Annotated in this window: 12 protein-coding genes and 3 tRNA genes; all 15 read right to left on the bottom strand. The window is 68.8% G+C overall.

Annotated elements, in window-relative coordinates; genetic code table 11:
* Positions 1 to 411 precede the first annotated feature (411 nt).
* Positions 412 to 487: transfer RNA gene (locus tag ACYX7E_RS13935), tRNA-Gly, on the bottom strand.
* Positions 488 to 504: 17 nt separating this feature from the next.
* A tRNA-Cys gene (locus tag ACYX7E_RS13930) sits at positions 505 to 578 on the bottom strand.
* A gap of 130 nt (positions 579 to 708) precedes the next feature.
* Positions 709 to 784 (bottom strand) — tRNA-Gly (locus tag ACYX7E_RS13925).
* Complete coding sequence (gene pgsA, locus ACYX7E_RS13920; RefSeq protein WP_462081191.1) at positions 775 to 1419, bottom strand: CDP-diacylglycerol--glycerol-3-phosphate 3-phosphatidyltransferase; 645 nt, start codon at positions 1417 to 1419, stop codon at positions 775 to 777. Before pgsA ends, ACYX7E_RS13925 begins: the two co-directional genes overlap by 10 nt.
* The gene (uvrC, locus tag ACYX7E_RS13915) at positions 1416 to 3314 is read right to left on the bottom strand and encodes an excinuclease ABC subunit UvrC (protein WP_462081190.1); all 1899 of its coding nucleotides are present in this window, start codon (positions 3312 to 3314) and stop codon (positions 1416 to 1418) included. Before uvrC ends, pgsA begins: the two co-directional genes overlap by 4 nt.
* A gap of 38 nt (positions 3315 to 3352) precedes the next feature.
* Positions 3353 to 4777 (bottom strand): thioredoxin-like domain-containing protein, encoded by a 1425-nt coding sequence (locus tag ACYX7E_RS13910; RefSeq protein WP_462081189.1) that lies wholly within the window; start codon positions 4775 to 4777, stop codon positions 3353 to 3355.
* Positions 4778 to 4779: 2 nt separating this feature from the next.
* A complete protein-coding gene (locus ACYX7E_RS13905) occupies positions 4780 to 5277 on the bottom strand; it encodes a low molecular weight protein-tyrosine-phosphatase (protein ID WP_462081321.1) in 498 nt (165 codons plus the stop codon).
* Between the two features lie 17 nt (positions 5278 to 5294).
* Complete coding sequence (gene kdsB, locus ACYX7E_RS13900) at positions 5295 to 6098, bottom strand: 3-deoxy-manno-octulosonate cytidylyltransferase (protein WP_462081188.1); 804 nt, start codon at positions 6096 to 6098, stop codon at positions 5295 to 5297.
* A gap of 115 nt (positions 6099 to 6213) precedes the next feature.
* Positions 6214 to 7236 (bottom strand): tetraacyldisaccharide 4'-kinase, encoded by a 1023-nt coding sequence (lpxK, locus tag ACYX7E_RS13895; protein WP_462081187.1) that lies wholly within the window; start codon positions 7234 to 7236, stop codon positions 6214 to 6216.
* A gap of 22 nt (positions 7237 to 7258) precedes the next feature.
* On the bottom strand, positions 7259 to 9031 hold the full coding sequence (gene msbA / locus ACYX7E_RS13890; protein ID WP_462081186.1) for a lipid A export permease/ATP-binding protein MsbA: 1773 nt from the start codon (positions 9029 to 9031) through the stop codon (positions 7259 to 7261).
* Positions 9028 to 9528: an ExbD/TolR family protein gene (locus tag ACYX7E_RS13885; RefSeq protein ID WP_462081185.1), complete on the bottom strand. Its 501-nt coding sequence runs from the start codon at positions 9526 to 9528 to the stop codon at positions 9028 to 9030. The genes msbA and ACYX7E_RS13885 overlap by 4 nt, the downstream gene beginning before the upstream one ends.
* Before the next feature lie 4 nt (positions 9529 to 9532).
* Positions 9533 to 10198: a MotA/TolQ/ExbB proton channel family protein gene (locus ACYX7E_RS13880; RefSeq protein ID WP_462081184.1), complete on the bottom strand. Its 666-nt coding sequence runs from the start codon at positions 10196 to 10198 to the stop codon at positions 9533 to 9535.
* A gap of 27 nt (positions 10199 to 10225) precedes the next feature.
* On the bottom strand, positions 10226 to 12607 hold the full coding sequence (locus ACYX7E_RS13875) for a DNA internalization-related competence protein ComEC/Rec2 (protein ID WP_462081183.1): 2382 nt from the start codon (positions 12605 to 12607) through the stop codon (positions 10226 to 10228).
* A gap of 256 nt (positions 12608 to 12863) precedes the next feature.
* Positions 12864 to 14549 (bottom strand): electron transfer flavoprotein-ubiquinone oxidoreductase, encoded by a 1686-nt coding sequence (locus ACYX7E_RS13870; protein ID WP_462081182.1) that lies wholly within the window; start codon positions 14547 to 14549, stop codon positions 12864 to 12866.
* 308 nt (positions 14550 to 14857) lie between these two features.
* Positions 14858 to 15694, bottom strand: a complete 837-nt coding sequence (locus tag ACYX7E_RS13865) for an extensin-like domain-containing protein (RefSeq protein ID WP_462081181.1) — start codon at positions 15692 to 15694, stop codon at positions 14858 to 14860.
* Positions 15695 to 15700: the final 6 nt, after the last annotated feature.

The raw sequence follows: 15700 nt of genomic DNA, 5'->3' as shown, positions 1-15700 counted from the left end.
TGCCGGGGAAACCATCGCCTACCCGCGGCCCTCAGGCGACAGCTTGTCACGCGTCGCGGGTCCGGCCATTCCGCGACGCGTACATCACGACGCGTGCGTGGCGGCACGTGCATCACGGACGACAGACACCCCTGCATGGCGATGCGCATGCGCGCAGCCTGCGGAGACAGCATGCTCCGTGCCTCCCCCTTGCCCGGCGCGCGCGAAGAACATGGCGCGGCACACTTGCTCTCATCGCGCGACGCGTTCGTCATCGCGATGAGGGCGTCATCCAGGCAATGTTGCGCTGCGTGCTTGATCGTCACGCACGACGCGGCCGGACATGCGTGGCCTGCGTTCGAAGGCGAACGCGGCAGCATCGGCAAACCGCAGACAAACAAAACCCCGGCATGGCCGGGGTCCGTTTGAACATGGAGCGGGAAACGAGACTCGAACTCGCGACCCCGACCTTGGCAAGGTCGTGCTCTACCAACTGAGCTATTCCCGCTTGGATGTCGCGATGTTTGGAGGCCTGGGTCGGAATCGAACCGGCGTACGCGGATTTGCAGTCCGCTACATGACCACTCTGCCACCAGGCCGGTGACGCGGCGTTCATGATCGGGGAACAGATGATCCATGACCAGAACCGCCGATGAAACCCCATCGAAGAACCGATCGATGGTGACACTTAAAAACAAAACCCCGGCGTAACCGGGGTTATGCTGAACCTGGAGCGGGAAACGAGACTCGAACTCGCGACCCCGACCTTGGCAAGGTCGTGCTCTACCAACTGAGCTATTCCCGCGGAGGAGCCGAGATTTTACTTCCCGCGGCGCGGCTGTCAACACTTGATTTCTCGTCGGCACGCAGAACCGGCCATGCCGCCCGCAGATACGCCAGTCCCGACCACAAGGTCAGTACGGCGGCGGCCGCCAGCAGCCAATCGCCGATCAGGAACACGATATCGCCCATCCACGGCACCGGCCGCGGCGGCTTTTCAGGCGTCACCGAGTAGAGCAGGCACAGCAGGGCGACCATCTGCGCGATGGTCTTGATCTTGCCGATCGCGGCGACCTTGACGGTCGCGCGCTGGCCGAGTTCGGCCATCCATTCGCGCAACGCCGAGACCGCGATTTCGCGCCCGACGATGACCGCCGCCCAGAACGCCATCCACGGCGTCGGATGCCCCTGCACGATCAGGAACAGCGCGACCGCGACCATCAGCTTGTCGGCGACCGGATCCAGAAACGCGCCGAACGCGGAGTACAGGTGGTAACGCCGCGCGATCCAGCCGTCCAGCCAGTCGGTGATCGCCGCCAGGCCGAACACCGCCGCCGTCGCGAAATTGGTCCACTGGAACGGCAGGTAGAACACCAGCACCAGGACCGGAATCATCAGGATCCTCGCCAGCGTCAGCCAGGTGGGAATGGTCAACTTCATCGCGATGGTTCGTCCTTTGAAGGCGGATGGCCGACCTGCTGCAGGCCGTGTAGGGTCGCATAGATTCGCTCGGCCAGGGCCTGGTTGATGCCCTCGACCTGGGCGATCTCCTCGGCGCCAGCGGCCTTGAGGCCGCTCAAACCACCGAAATGCCGCAGCAGTCCGGCGCGTCGACGGGGGCCGATGCCGGGAATGTCCTCAAGGCGGCTGGTGTTGCGGATCTTCTGGCGGCGGCCGCGATGGCCGGTGATCGCGAAACGGTGGGCTTCGTCGCGGACCTGCTGGATCAGCTGCAGGCCCAGCGATTCTGCGCCCGGCCGCAGCTCGCGCCCGTCCGGCAGCAGGAGGGTCTCGTGCCCCGCCCTGCGTTCGGCCCCCTTGGCCACGCCCACCAGCATCACGCCGTCGATACCGGCTTCGTCGAGCACGGCGCGCGCCTGCGCCACCTGCCCGGCGCCGCCGTCGATCAGCAGCACGTCGGGCAGCATGCCGCCGCTACGGCCCTCGCCGTCGGCCGTCCTGCGGAATCGGCGCGTCAGGGCCTGGTGCATCGCGGCGTAGTCGTCGCCCGGTTCGATGCCGGCGATGTTGTAGCGGCGATACTGCCCACGCACCGGGCCTTCGCCATCGAAGACTACGCACGAGGCCACGGTCGCCTCGCCCATCGTATGGCTGATGTCGAAGCACTCCAGCCGTTGCGGCGGCGCGTCCAGGCCCAGCAGTTCGCGCAGCGATTCCAGCCGTGCCTGTTGCGCGGCGCGGCTGCCCAGTTCGGTCGCCAGCGCGATCTCGGCATTGCGTTGCGCCAGGTCGAGATAGCCCGAACGCTCGCCGCGCACGCGCCGCTTGAGCTGCACCTTGCGGCCGGCCGCGATGCTCAGCGCCTGCTCCAGCAGCTCGGCATCCTCGATGTCGTGCCCCAGCACGATCTCGCGCGGCGGCGTCTGTTCGGCGTAGTACTGCGAGACGAACGCAGCGAGGACTTCGCCCGGATCCTCGCTGCCGTTGGTCTTTGGAAAATACGATCGCGTGCCCAGATTGCGGCCATCGCGGAACGCCAGCAGCAGCACGCAGGCATGCGTGCCCTGCATCGCGCAGGCCAGCACATCGAGTTCGGCAGCGGTGCCATCGACGTACTGCCGCGCCTGCAGCGTGCGGATGCCGGAGACCAGGTCGCGCAGCCGCGCGGCTTCCTCGAAATCCAGGCGCAGGCTGGCCGCTTCCATCGACTGGCTGAGCTCTTCGCCGAGCTGGTCGCTGCGCCCTTCCAGTAGCATGGTGGCGCGCTGCACAGAGGCCGCGTAGTCGCGTGCAGGCACCAGTCCGACGCAGGGCGCGCTGCAACGCCCGATCTGGTACTGCAGGCAGGGCCGCGAACGGTTGCGGAACACGCTGTCCTCGCAACTGCGCAGCTTGAACAGCTTGTGCATCATGTTCAGCGTATCGCGCACCGAGGTGACGCTGGTGTACGGACCGAAGTAGCGCCCGGCGACATTGCGTGGACCGCGATGCACCGCGATCCGTGGCCAGGGTTCCTGCGTGACCAGCACGTAGGGATAGCTCTTGTCGTCGCGCAACAGCACGTTGTAGCGCGGCTTCAGCGACTTGATCAGCTGGTTCTCGAGCAGCAGCGCCTCGGCCTCGGTACGCGTGACCGTGACCTCCATCGAGGCCACCTGCGACAGCATCGCCAGCGTGCGCGGCGGCTTTGGCGTTGCGTTGAAATAGCTCGCGACGCGGTGCTTCAGTGCGCTGGCCTTGCCGACGTACAGCGCACTGCCATCGGCGGCGAGCATCCGGTAGACGCCCGGTGCGGTGCTGAGGCCGCGCACGAAGGCCTTGCCGTCGAAGGCCTTGCCATCAAGCGGGGCTGGGGCGGCGGCGGACGGGGGCATGGCAGCGGAACCTGACGCGGGAACGTTGGGTGGCGTGCTCATTCGCCAATCGGCAGATGACGCAGGGTGCCGTTGCGCGGATCCAGCCGCAGCACGGCATGGCCGTCGGTATCGGCGATCCAGACCGCGCCGGCGGCGACCAGCAGGCCGGCCGGGGAATGCAGGCGTTGCGGCAGCTGGAACGAGCTCAGCTCGCCTCCGCCCAGGCGCAGGCAACGCAGCGCGTCGTTGCCGCTGTCGGCGATCCACAGCACCGGAGCATCCGGATCCAACGCGATCGCCTGCGGCTGCTGCAGGCGCGCGTCGACACGCTTGCCGTCGGCCATGCCCGAGTGCCAGGCATCCTGCCCCACCAGCGTGGATACCTGGCCGGAGCGTGCATTGATGCTGCGGATCGCGGACCCGGCGCCATCGCAGACGTAGACGACCTGCTGCACCGCGCTCAGCGCGACCGGTTCGGCGAAGGCCGCCTCGGCGCCCTGGCCGTCGACGACATCGAGCGCGCCCGAGCCCGCGAGCAGGCTGATGCCGGGATTGCCGAGGTCGTAGCTCCAGACCCGGTTGTCGCCGGTCGTGGCGATGAACAGTCGGTCGCCCGACAAGGCGACGGCACGCGGCTGGTCCAGTTCGACCGCGCGCGGGTCGTGCACCGGTCCGGGGACCGGCGCGCCGGAACGACCGGCGCCGCAGACGGTATCGATATCGCCGGTGCGCAGCTTGATGCGACGCACGGCATGGTTGCCGGCATCGGCGACATACAGCAGGTCGTGCTGCACGCAGATGCCATGCGGACGGTTGAACGCCGCCAGCTCCATTGGCCCGTCGATGAAACCGGCGCCACCGCTGCCGAACTGGCGCAGCAGGCGTCCGCCGAGGTCGCATTCGAGGATCCGGTGGTGGCCGCTGTCGGCCACGTACAGATAGTTGCCGGCCATCGCCAGCCCCATCGGGAAGCTCAGCGGCAGCGTCGGTTCGCCGATGCGGCGCATCTCGATCGGGTCGGGATTGCGCGCCTGCGGCACCAGTTCGTCGCCGAGCTTGCCGACGCGGGCGTCGAGGTCGCGGATCGCGCCATCGCCGATGATGTGTTCACGCACCTGCCCGTTGCCGTCGATCAGCACCACGGTCGGCCAGGCTTCGATGCCGTACTGCTGCCACAGCGTCCAGTCCGGGTCGTGCGCCAGCGGGAACTCGTACTTGAGCCGGTTGAAACGGCGGCCGACCCGGCGCGCATCGCGCTCGTGCTCGAACTTGGGCACGTGGATGGCGACGACATTCAGGCGATCGCCGTGGCGCTTGCGCAGGTGGGCCAGGTCGTTGAGCCGCTGCAGCGACCAGGCGGAACCGGCGTTGACGAAGGCCAACGCGCAGACCTTGCCACGCAGCTGCGACATCCGCAGTGGCGAGCTCAGGTTCAGCCACTCAAGGCTGGCGGGAAATTCGGGGGCGATCGCAGCATCCATCGTCAGTCGATTATGCGGGAATCGGACACCGGCTGCGGGCGATGACCGAAGCGGTGGGCCAATGCGGCCCCGGCGGCGGCATCGAGCTGGTGCCAGACCGCCTCGAACTGCGCCGCAGCACCGGTATACGGGTCCGGGACCTCGACCTGCCCCATCCCGGCCCAGTCCATCAGCAACAGGCTGCGCGCGCGGGCATGCGCCGGCATGCGCGCCTGGACATCTGCCAGGTTCTGCCGGTCCGCGCACAACAGCCAGTCGAAATCGCTGAAATCCGAGTCCTGCAGCTGACGTGCGCGCAGCCCGGACAGGTCGACGCCGAGGCGCCGTGACGTCGCCACGCTGCGATGGTCCGGTGGCTGCCCGACATGCCAATCGCCGGTGCCGGCCGAGTCGAATTCGACGCGCGCGCCCAGGCCCGCCCGCTGGAAGCGATGGCGGAACACGCCTTCGGCAGTCGGCGAACGGCAGATGTTGCCGAGGCAGACCATCAGCACCCGCATCGGTTCAGCGGCCATGCTCAAGCACACAGCGTGGCGAGGTGCGCTTCGGCGCGTTCCAGGTCTTCGGGCGAGTCGACGCCCGGCGGGAACGCGGCCGGGCTCAAGCCGACGACGATCCGGTACCCGGCTTCCAGCACCCGCAACTGCTCCAGCGATTCGAGCTGCTCCAACTGACCGGGCGGCAGCGTCGCGACCTCACGCAGGAACCCCGCGCGATAGCCGTAGATGCCGATATGGCGCAGCCAGGGACCGGGGAACGTCAACGGCGCCTGCGATGCCAGGGCGTCCCGGTCCCACGGGATCGGTGCGCGGCTGAAATACAGGGCATGCCCCTGCCCATCGCGCACCAGCTTGACTGCGTTGGGGCTGAACAGCGTCTCCCGGTCCATGACCGGCGTCGCTAGCGTCGACATCCGCGCGTCGCTGCCCGCCAGCAACTGCGCGGTCGCGCGGATGCCGCTCGCCGGCGCGAAGGGCTCGTCGCCCTGCAGGTTGACGACGATAGTGTCGTTCGCCCAACCCGCGATGTCGGCGCATTCGGCCAGGCGGTCGGTCCCGGAGCGATGCGCGCGCGAGGTCATTGCGACCTGCACGCCGACATCCTGCAGGGCATCGACGATGCGCTGATCGTCGGCTGCAACCCAGACCTCTCGCGCACCCGCCGCCAGCGCGCGCCGGGCCACGTGGATCACCAGCGGCGTCCCTCCGAGCAGGCGCAGCGGCTTGCCGGGCAGGCGGGTGGCGTCATGGCGGGCGGGAATGGCGACGACGAAGTCGAGCGCAGCGGCGCTGGAGGCAGTGGAACCGACGGGGCTGGTCATGCCGGGAATTCTGGCATGGGCCACAATGCCCGGCGAATCGCGATGGTCATCGAGGGGTCATCAAGCGATCATCCGCTGTGCAAGGCTTGCTGCGTCGGGCTGAACCACGGCCGGATCACGCCGGACGGGCTGGGCTGCGCAGCTTGCCGATCCGGTCGAGCAGCGCGACCCAGAACGCTTCCGGCAAGCGCGCCTCGATGGGTACGCTGAACATCCGCGGCGTCGCGAATGCCATGCATTTCACGGCGTCCTTCTCGGTCATCAGGATCGGCAGGTCGCTGCCGAACGCGAGGTCTTCGGCGCTGTACTGCTGGTGATCGGCGAACGCATGCGGCACCACCGCGATGCCGAGCCCGCGCAGCATGACGAAGAAGCGCTCGGGATCGCCGATGCCGGCGACGGCATGCACGCGCTGGCCCTGGAACGCCGCCAGCGTCTGCGCGCGTCCGCCGGCCAGCGGCGTCGCCAGGCCAGACGCAAGCCACATCGGCCATTCGCCGAACGCCGGGGCGGCATCCGGTTGGCTGCCGGTGTTGAGCACGCGGAAATCGCAATTCTCCCCACGTGACGCCGGTTCGCGCAGCGGCCCTGCAGGCAGCAGGCGACCATTGCCGTAGCGGCGACGCCCGTCGATGACCTCGATCTCGACGTCGCGGCGCAGCCGGTAGTGCTGCAGGCCGTCGTCGCACAGCACGATGTCGCAGCCGGCCGCGGCCAGTGCCTTCGCCGCCGCCGCGCGATCGGCATCGACGCGGACCCTGGCACCGGTGCGGGCGACGATCAGGACCGGCTCATCGCCGCCCAGGCGTGTCTCGGTATCGGCGTCGACCCAGCGCGGCGATGTCGCCTGCTCGCGCCCGTAGCCGCGACTGGCAACGCCCGGCGTCCAGCCCGCCGCGCGCAGGCGCTCGACCAGCGCGATGATCAACGGGGTCTTGCCGCTGCCGCCTGCGATCAGGTTGCCGACCACGACGACCGGCACCGGCGCCGCTACGCTGCGCAGCCATCGGCGGCGATAGAGCCCACGGCGCAGACCGGTGATCGCGGCATACAGCGCCGACAGCCCGCGCATCGGCCACGGTGGCAGCCGGCCGTCGAACCAGTAGCCCGGGGGCGTCCGCTTCTTCGGTCCACTCATCGGCACGGCACCCTGCGCACGCTCACGCTTCGCCCGACTCCCGGAACTGCATCCGGTGCAGGTGTGCGTACAGCCCGCCGCGCGCCAGCAGTTCGGCATGCGTGCCCTGCTCCACCAGCTTACCGTGGTCGAGCACCAGCACCTGGTCGGCATGCTCGATCGTCGACAGGCGATGCGCGATGACCAGGGTCGTGCGGTCGGGCATCAGGCGGTTCAGGGCATCCTGGACCAGGCGCTCGGACTCGGTATCCAGCGCGGCGGTGGCTTCATCCAGGATCAGGATCGGGGCATCGCGATGGATCGCGCGCGCGATCGCCAGGCGCTGGCGCTGGCCGCCCGACAGCAGCGCGCCGTTCTCGCCGATGCGCGTGTCCATGCCCTGCGGCAGGCGTTCGATGAACTCCCAGGCATTGGCGGCTTCGGCGGCGCTGCGCAGGCGCGCGGGATCGGCGTCGCCGGCATAGGCGATGTTGGCGCCGACGCTGTCGTCGAACAGCATCACGCGCTGACCGACCAGTGCAATCTGCCGGCGCAAATCGGCCAGGCGGTAGTCGTCCAACGCCACACCATCCAGCGTGATCGTTCCGGAGGTCGGCTCGTAGAAGCGCGGCACCAGCCGCACCAGGCTGGTCTTGCCGCTGCCGGAGCGGCCGACGATCGCGGTGACCGTGCCCGGCCTTGCGCGGAAGCTGATGCCGTCAAGGGCGACGCGGCCATCGGCGTCGCGCTGGTAACGCAAACCCACGTTGTCGAACACCAGTTCGCCACGCACGCGGTCGACGATGCGTTGCCCGGTATCTTTTTCTTCCTCGGCATCGAGCACCGAGAACAGCCGCTCGGCAGCGGCAACGCCGCGGCCGATGACACTCTGCACATTGGTGATCCGCCGCAGCGACGGGATGATGCCCATCATCGCGGTCATCAGCTGCATGAACTCGCCGGGATTCAGGCGGCCGGCCAGGGCCTCGCGGATGGCCACCCAGACGATTGCCGCCAGCGCCAGCGCGGCCAGAATCTGTACCAGCGCCGACGACATCGCGCGCGTGGTCTCGACCTTCATGTTCAGGCCGAGGATGCGGTTGGCCAGCCCCGAGTAACGCGCCTGTTCAAACCCCTGCGCGCCATGCACCTTGACGTCCTGCTGCGCGGCCAGCGACTGTTCGGCGCTTTGCGCCAGGTCGCCCATGCCGTCCTGGATACCGCGGCTGATCTTGCGGTAGCGCCGGCCGACGTACCAGACCAGCACGCCGATCAGCGGCGCGATCAGAATCATCGCCAGCGTCACCTTGACGCTGGTGTACAGCATCAGGCCCAGCAGGAACACGATCGTCAGGCCATCGGTGACGATCATCTTCAGCGCGTCGGAGCTGGCCTGGGTGACCTGCTCGGTATCGAAGTTCAGCCGGCTGACCATCGCCGGCACCGACTCGACGTCGAAACGTGCGCTCGGCATCCGCAGGTATTTGCCGAGCACCTGTTCGCGCAGGTCGCGGACCACGCTGCGGCCGGTGCGCGCCATGCCGTAGTCGGTCATGAACGTCGCGATGCCGCGCACGACGAAGATCACCACGATCGCCAGCGGCAGGATCACCGCCATGCCGGGCTTGGGATCGACGAAGCCGTCATTGGTCAGCGGCTCCATCAGCTTGACGAAGGCCGCACCCGCCAGCGCCTCGATGATCATCGCCACGGTCGCGACCGCCAGCAGCGGCCAGTAGCGCGCCGCATGGCCAAGCAGGCGCTTGTAGATCGGCCACGCGCCGACGGTCACGGCGTCGTCGCTGGGACGGTTCATGGTGTTTCTCCTGCAGCGGCCTTGGGCGCGCGTGGTTCGCTGGCGGCCGTGCCCTGCGTGGTCTGTGCCTGCGCCTGCGCGGCCTGCTCGGGCGCGGTCGCGTTGGCGATGCGCTTGAAGCCGAGCTGGCCGAGGGCGTCATACGCCGTCACCACCGCCTGCCATGGCGTGCGCGCGTCCGCCCGCAGCAGCACGGTGCGCTCGCGGTCGTCGCCCGCCACTTCGGCGATGGTGCGTTTCAGTGATTCGACATCGGTCCGCAAGGCTTCGCGGTCGTCGACGAAATAGCGGCCATCGGCATTGATCAACAGGTTCAATGCCGCGCCCTGGGTGTCGTTGCGTTCACCGGCCGCGCGCGGCAACTCCAGCTTCAGCACCGAACGCGCATCGAAGGTGGTGGTGATCACGAAGAAGATGATCAGCACCAGGATCACGTCGATCAGCGGCACCAGGTTGATCTCGGGCACGTCTTCGGCACGCCGGTCGCGGATACGCACGGACTCAGTCCTGCCCGGCGGCGGGGTCGGCCAGCGGGGTGGCGACGCTGCCCGGCGCCAGCCGGCGCGCGCGCGGATCGATGACGTCTATCAACTGGATGGCCTCGTGTTCCATGTCGACGATGTAGCCATCGATCCGGGCACGAAAATAGCGATGGAACACCAGCGCCGGCACCGCGACCACCATGCCGGCCGCCGCGCAGACCAGGGCCTTACCGATGCCGCCGGCCAGCTGGCTGACATCGCCCACACCATGGTCCATGACCCCGAGGAACATCTGGATCATGCCGACGACGGTGCCGAACAGGCCCAGCAACGGGCCGGCGCCGGCAATCGTGCCCAGCGCATTGAGGAAACGCTCCATGCGGTGGGCGACATGCCGGCCGACGTCCTCGACGCGCTCGCGGATCTCTTCGCGCGGGCGCTGGCGCACGTCCAGCGCCGCCGCCAGCAAAGCGCCCAGCGGGGAATTGGCACGCAGGGACTCGATATGCGCCGGATCCAGCCGGCCGCGCGTGGCCCAGCTGCGCACTTCGGCGCCCAGCCCGGGCGGCAACACGGCCTTGCGGCGCAGCGCCCAGAAGCGTTCGACGATGATCGCCAGCCCCAGTGCCGACAGCAGCAGCAAGGGCAGCATCGGCCAACCACCCGCCATGACCAGCTCCAGCACGCATTCCCTCCGGCCGCCCCGGCCTGCTCAATCAAGGCGATAGGATAGCCCAGGCTCCGTACCCTGCCGCATTCGCGTGAGCCGTTCCGCGTCCCAAGCCCGGCGCTGGCGGTCGCGCTGCCCGGCGACCGAGAGTCCGGCGCGATCGAAACGGATCCGCAGCGCCCCCTGCGCAGGCGTGGCATGGACCTGCGCGCCGGCCGCCTGCCAACGCGCGACGACCGCCGGCTGCGGATGGCCGAAACGGTTGCCGTGGCCGGCCGACACCACGACGTGCCGGGCCGAGGTCGCGGCCACGAAGCGCGGATCGGACGAACCGCGGCTGCCGTGATGCGCGGCCAGCACCACGTCCGCACGCAAGGCCTCGGGATCGCGATGGGCCAGCAGCCGCTCGACGACCGCATCAATGTCGCCAGGCAGCAGGACGCTGCCGTGTGCGCTGTCGATCCGCAACACGCAACTGGCCGGATTGCGCAACGGCGGGAAGTACAGGTCGGGATGCAGGAAGCGGAACCGAACGCCGTCGACGCGCCAGCCACTGCCGGCCAGGCATGGCGACGAGCCCGCCAGGGGCTCATGCCTCGGTGTGAACACCACCGGTGCCGGAAAGACGCGCCGCACGGCGTCGAACCCGCCGACGTGATCGGCATCGGCATGACTGATGATGATGGCATCCAGCCGACGCACGCCCAGTGCATGCAGGGCCGGCACCACGACACGTTCGCCGGCATCGTAGCCGTCCGGCACCACGGGCCCGGCGTCGTACAGCACGTCATGAGCGGCCGTGCGCACCAGCACCGACAATCCCTGCCCGACATCGAGCACGACCAGTTGCATGTCGCCGGGTGCGGGCAGTTGCCGATCCGGCCACAGCAGCGGCAGCCACAGCAACGCCGCCAGCACCTTGCCGGGTACGCCACGTGGCAACAGGATCCAGAACGCCGCCAGCACGGCCAGCGGCAACGCGAACCAGCGCGCCTCCGGCAGCCACCACAAGGCCAGCGGACTCGACGCCAGCCAATCGAACAAGGACCAGCTGGTGTCGAACGCCCAGGCCGCCAGTCGCCAGGCCCAGTCGCCGCTGCCGCTGGACAGCGCTTCCAGGCCGGTCCCGAGCAGCGCCAGCGGCACCACGACGAGGCTCCACCAGGGAATCGCGACCAGGTTGGCGACCGGGCCGGCCAGCGACGCCTGCCCGAACAGCACGACCGTCAACGGCAGCAGGCCCAGCGTCGCCACCCATTGCGAGGACAGCAGACCGCGCAGCAACGACTGCCCGCGCGCGTCGGGCAGGCACCAGACCAGCCAGGCGACGCCGGCAAAGCTCAGCCAGAAGCCCGCCGACAGTACCGACAGCGGGTCGACCAGCACCATCGCGATCGCGGCCAGGGCCAACGCGTCGAACACCCGCAGCTGTTGCCGCGTCAGCCGCGCTACCACAACCACCGCGATCATCAGCACCGTGCGCACGGTCGGCAGTTCCCAGCCCGCGACCGCCGCGTAGGCACTGGCGCCGAGCAACGCCACGATAGCGGCGGCCTGCGGTCGCGGCAGGCGGCGCCCCAGCCCGGGCAGCAGCCACCACAGGCCGGAGGCCAGCATGGCGAAGAAGCCGCCGACCATGCCGACATGGAAACCGGAAATCGCGATCAGGTGCGTCAGCCCGGTCGCGCGCAGCGCCTCCCAGTCGCCATCGGTCAGCGCGCGGGTATCGCCGATGGCCAGCGCGCGAATGAAGCGCGCGCCCTCAAGATCGACCGCGGCCTCGATGCGCCCGGCGACCGCATGCCGCCAGCCATCGATGCCTCGCCCCTCGGCGTCGCGCTGAAGGACCTCGCGGGTGCGCACATAGCCGACCGCGGCGACACGCCGGGCCAGCGCATGCTTCTCGCTGTCGAACCATCCGGGATTGCGAAGGCCGCGCGGCGCCCGGACACGGACGGTGACTTGCCAGCGGCTGTGGGGCAGCACATCGGCACGCCGCCGGTCGACGCGAGAACGCGGGTCGTACCACGACAACCGCAACAGCCGGCCGCGCAGCGGCTCGGCGATGGTGGTGGCATCGTCGACACGGAACATGAACTGCGTGCGTTGCTTCTCGTGCACCGGCAATCCAACGACGACGCCGCTGATTGCGATATCGGCCCGCTCCAACTCCACCGGCAGCCGCAGCGACAGGCTGTGCGCACCATGCAATCCGCACAGGCCGAAGCCCAGCAGCAGCGCACCCAGACCGCGCGCGACCCGACGCCCCTGCAGCCACGCGGCCATCCCGGCCGACGCCAGTGCGGCCGACAGCCACATCGGCAGGAACCCAGGCAGCAGCAGGCAGCACGTCGCTCCCGCCACCACGCTGCCGGCAACGGCGATGCCCAACGGCCGCCATTGCTCGCTTGCTCCACCCGACACAGGGCATCTCCATATGCCACCCGACACCTGCAGCTTGCAGGTCGACGCAAGGCGGTTGCATCAGGCAAGCCAGCCCGTGCGGATAGGATTTTCCCGATGGGACGCGATATCCGGGCCGCGCCTGCTTTCCAACGCGCATGCCGCTTGCGGCAAGACCAGCCGCACGGGCCGCCGCCGATCGGAAAGCGCCCGATCCGCGGGAGGCGGTGCCTGTTGAGCGGCCCCTGTTGGGGCGCCGCCGGCGAAGCGCCGCCTGTTACATGCCCGCGTAGTTGGGACCGCCGCCACCCTGCGGGGTCACCCAGACGATGTTCTGGGTCGGGTCCTTGATGTCGCAGGTCTTGCAGTGCACGCAGTTCTGCGCGTTGATCTGCAGGCGCGGCCGGCCCTCGGCCTCACCGACGTATTCGTAGACGCCCGCCGGGCAGTAGCGCGCTTCCGGGCCCGCGTACTCGGCCAGGTTCACCGCGACCGGGATCTCGGGGTTCTTCAGCGTCAGGTGGCTGGGCTGGTCTTCGTCATGGTTGGTACTGCTGAGGTAGACCGAGCTCAGGCGATCGAAGGTCAGCACGCCGTCGGGCTTGGGATAGCTGATCTTCTGGTGTTGCGCCGCCGGCTCCAGCGACGCATGGTCGGAGGTCTTGCGGCGCAGCGTCCACGGCGGCGTGCGGATGCCCAGTTTCGGCAGCAGCCATTGCTCGATGCCGTTCATCAGCGTCGCGATCCACAGGCCCTTCTTGAACCAGCCCTTGAAGTTCTTCGAGGCCTGCAGCTCGTCATGCAACCAGCTACGCGCGAAGGCGTCGGGATAGGCCGTCAGCTCGTCGTGCGCCCTGCCCTCGGCGACGGCCACGAACGCGGCTTCGGCCGCCAGCATGCCGGTCTTGATCGCGGCATGGCTGCCCTTGATGCGGCTGGCATTGAGCGTGCCGGCCTCGCAGCCGACCAGCGCCCCACCGGCGAACACCAGTTTCGGCAGCGCGCCGATACCACCGGCGGTGATCGCACGCGCGCCATAGCCGATGCGTTTGCCGCCTTCGAGATGGACGCGGATCGACGGATGGGTCTTGAAGCGCTGGAATTCCTCGAACGGGCTCAACCAGGGGTTCTTGTAGTCCAGGCCGACGACGAAGCCGACCGCGACCTTGTTGTCTTCCATGTGGTACAGGAACGAGCCGCCGTAGGTGTCGCTCTGCATCGGCCAGCCGGCCGTGTGCACGACCAGGCCAGGCTGCGCCTTGTCCGGTGCGACCTGCCACAGCTCCTTGATGCCGATGCCGTAGGACTGCGGGTCACGGCCCTCGTCGAGGCGGAAGCGCGCGATCAGCTCGCGACCGAGATGGCCGCGCGAGCCTTCGGCGAAGATCGTGTACTTGGCATTCAGTTCCATGCCGAGCTGGAACTGGTCGGTCGGCTCGCCGTCCTTGCCGATGCCCATGTTGCCGGTCGCGACGCCGCGCACCGCGCCGTTGTCGTCGTACAGCACCTCCGCCGCGGCGAAGCCGGGGAAGATCTCGACGCCCAGCGCCTCGGCCTGCTGCGCCAGCCAGCGCACCACGCTGCCGAGGCTGATGATGTAGTTGCCGTGGTTGTTGAGGCTGTCGGGGATGAAGGCCTGTGGCGTCGCGATCGCGCCGCTGGCGGTCAGGAACAGGATCTGGTCGCCGCTGACCGGCTGGTGCAAGGGCGCGCCGCGCTCCTTCCAGTCCGGGAACAGTTCCGTCAGCGCACGCGGGTCCATGATCGCGCCCGACAGGATGTGCGCGCCGGGCTCGGACCCCTTCTCCAGCACGCAGACCGACAGCTCGCGCCCCTGCTCCGTCGCCAGTTGCTTCAGGCGGATCGCGGTGGCGAGGCCACCGGGACCGGCACCGACGACGACCACGTCGTATTCCATCGATTCACGGGGGCCGTAGGTCGACAGCAGTTGGTCCGGGGTCATTGGCTTAGCTCCTTGCGGTGCATGGCGGGATGCATGGCGGGGCACATCATGGAATATCGACAGGTGGAGGGCATCGGGGACGCGGGCGTGGCCAGGGAGGAACCGGCTGCGCTCCGCGTGGCCCAAGGGGCCATCGCATGCCATCGGCTGAACGGAACATTGTAAACGTCGCCCCGCGCATACGCGTGCTTCGGCAGCGTTTTAAACGCACGAAGACTTCGGCATTTTCGATGACTGCTATCGCGGGAACATACTGCGGCCACGGCGCCATCCGGCCGATCCCCTGGGGGACATCGGCGCGGACGGCCTCAACGACAGGCACGCCCGCCGCCCCGGTCGAGATGGAAATGATCGGCATGCGCCTGGTTGTAGTCGGGGCCGAGCACGACATCGAAGTAACGGCAGGCACCGTCGCGCACCTCGCGCAGGAAGCCTGCGGGATCGGGTGTGGCCGGTCCCGCACCCGCGCCGCCGTCCGTGGTCGAGGGCCGCACGTCATCGCCGCGCGATCCATCGCGATGGCCTGACTCGCGGCCCGCAGGCGGGGCCGGCTCCACCGCCTTCCAGTCGTTGACCAGACGGATGCGCTTGCCGTCGGCAAGCACGAAGCCGGCGATGTCGAGGGCGTCGGCGGTCGCATGCCGGCTGCGGCGGGCACCTTCGCGGCCGTACAGGTTCCGGCACGAATAGGAGCCGAAATGCTCGATCGCGGCGACCTCCTGCCCCAGGTAGGCCGTCGCCGCCTGCTGCAGCACGTGGCGTTCCCACATCGCCAGCGACAACGCGGCCCGACAGCTCAGCGCGAAGGGCTCGCCGACGGCGACGCTGCTGCGCGCGATCCGGATCGCGTTGTCGAAGCCGCAGCCAGGCGCCGTGCGCTGGTCTTCGATCGGCGTGTAGCGCAGGCGCGTCTGCGCCAGGGTCGCGCGGCACAGCACAGGATCGGCTGCGGCGCGCGCCAGCTTGTACTGCGTCAACAGGTTGGGCGTCTCGTCGAGGTGCAGCGGCGCCCACGGATTCCAGCGCTCGGGGACCTGTACCCAGCCTGCCCGTAGTCCGGTCCATGCCAGCGCGGCGGTCGCCAGCAGCAAGGCCAACAGCAGCCACGTGCGCAGGACGGATCGTTTCCCCGATGTCGATGTCATGTCCCG

It is taken from the genome of Luteimonas sp. RIT-PG2_3 (assembly GCF_054902115.1).
This window is presented reverse-complemented; position numbering and strand designations above follow the sequence as displayed.

Bases quoted from the DNA above. Each gene is read 5' to 3' on its own strand.
- pgsA (WP_462081191.1), bottom strand. From the start codon at position 1,419: ATGAAGTTGACCATTCCCACCTGGCTGACGCTGGCGAGGATCCTGATG.
- ACYX7E_RS13910 (WP_462081189.1), bottom strand. From the start codon at position 4,777: ATGGATGCTGCGATCGCCCCCGAATTTCCCGCCAGCCTTGAGTGGCTG.
- ACYX7E_RS13870 (WP_462081182.1), bottom strand. From the start codon at position 14,549: ATGACCCCGGACCAACTGCTGTCGACCTACGGCCCCCGTGAATCGATG.
- ACYX7E_RS13905 (WP_462081321.1), bottom strand. From the start codon at position 5,277: ATGCGGGTGCTGATGGTCTGCCTCGGCAACATCTGCCGTTCGCCGACT.
- uvrC (WP_462081190.1), bottom strand. From the start codon at position 3,314: ATGCCCCCGTCCGCCGCCGCCCCAGCCCCGCTTGATGGCAAGGCCTTC.
- ACYX7E_RS13865 (WP_462081181.1), bottom strand. From the start codon at position 15,694: ATGACATCGACATCGGGGAAACGATCCGTCCTGCGCACGTGGCTGCTG.
- msbA (WP_462081186.1), bottom strand. From the start codon at position 9,031: ATGAACCGTCCCAGCGACGACGCCGTGACCGTCGGCGCGTGGCCGATC.
- lpxK (WP_462081187.1), bottom strand. From the start codon at position 7,236: ATGAGTGGACCGAAGAAGCGGACGCCCCCGGGCTACTGGTTCGACGGC.
- kdsB (WP_462081188.1), bottom strand. From the start codon at position 6,098: ATGACCAGCCCCGTCGGTTCCACTGCCTCCAGCGCCGCTGCGCTCGAC.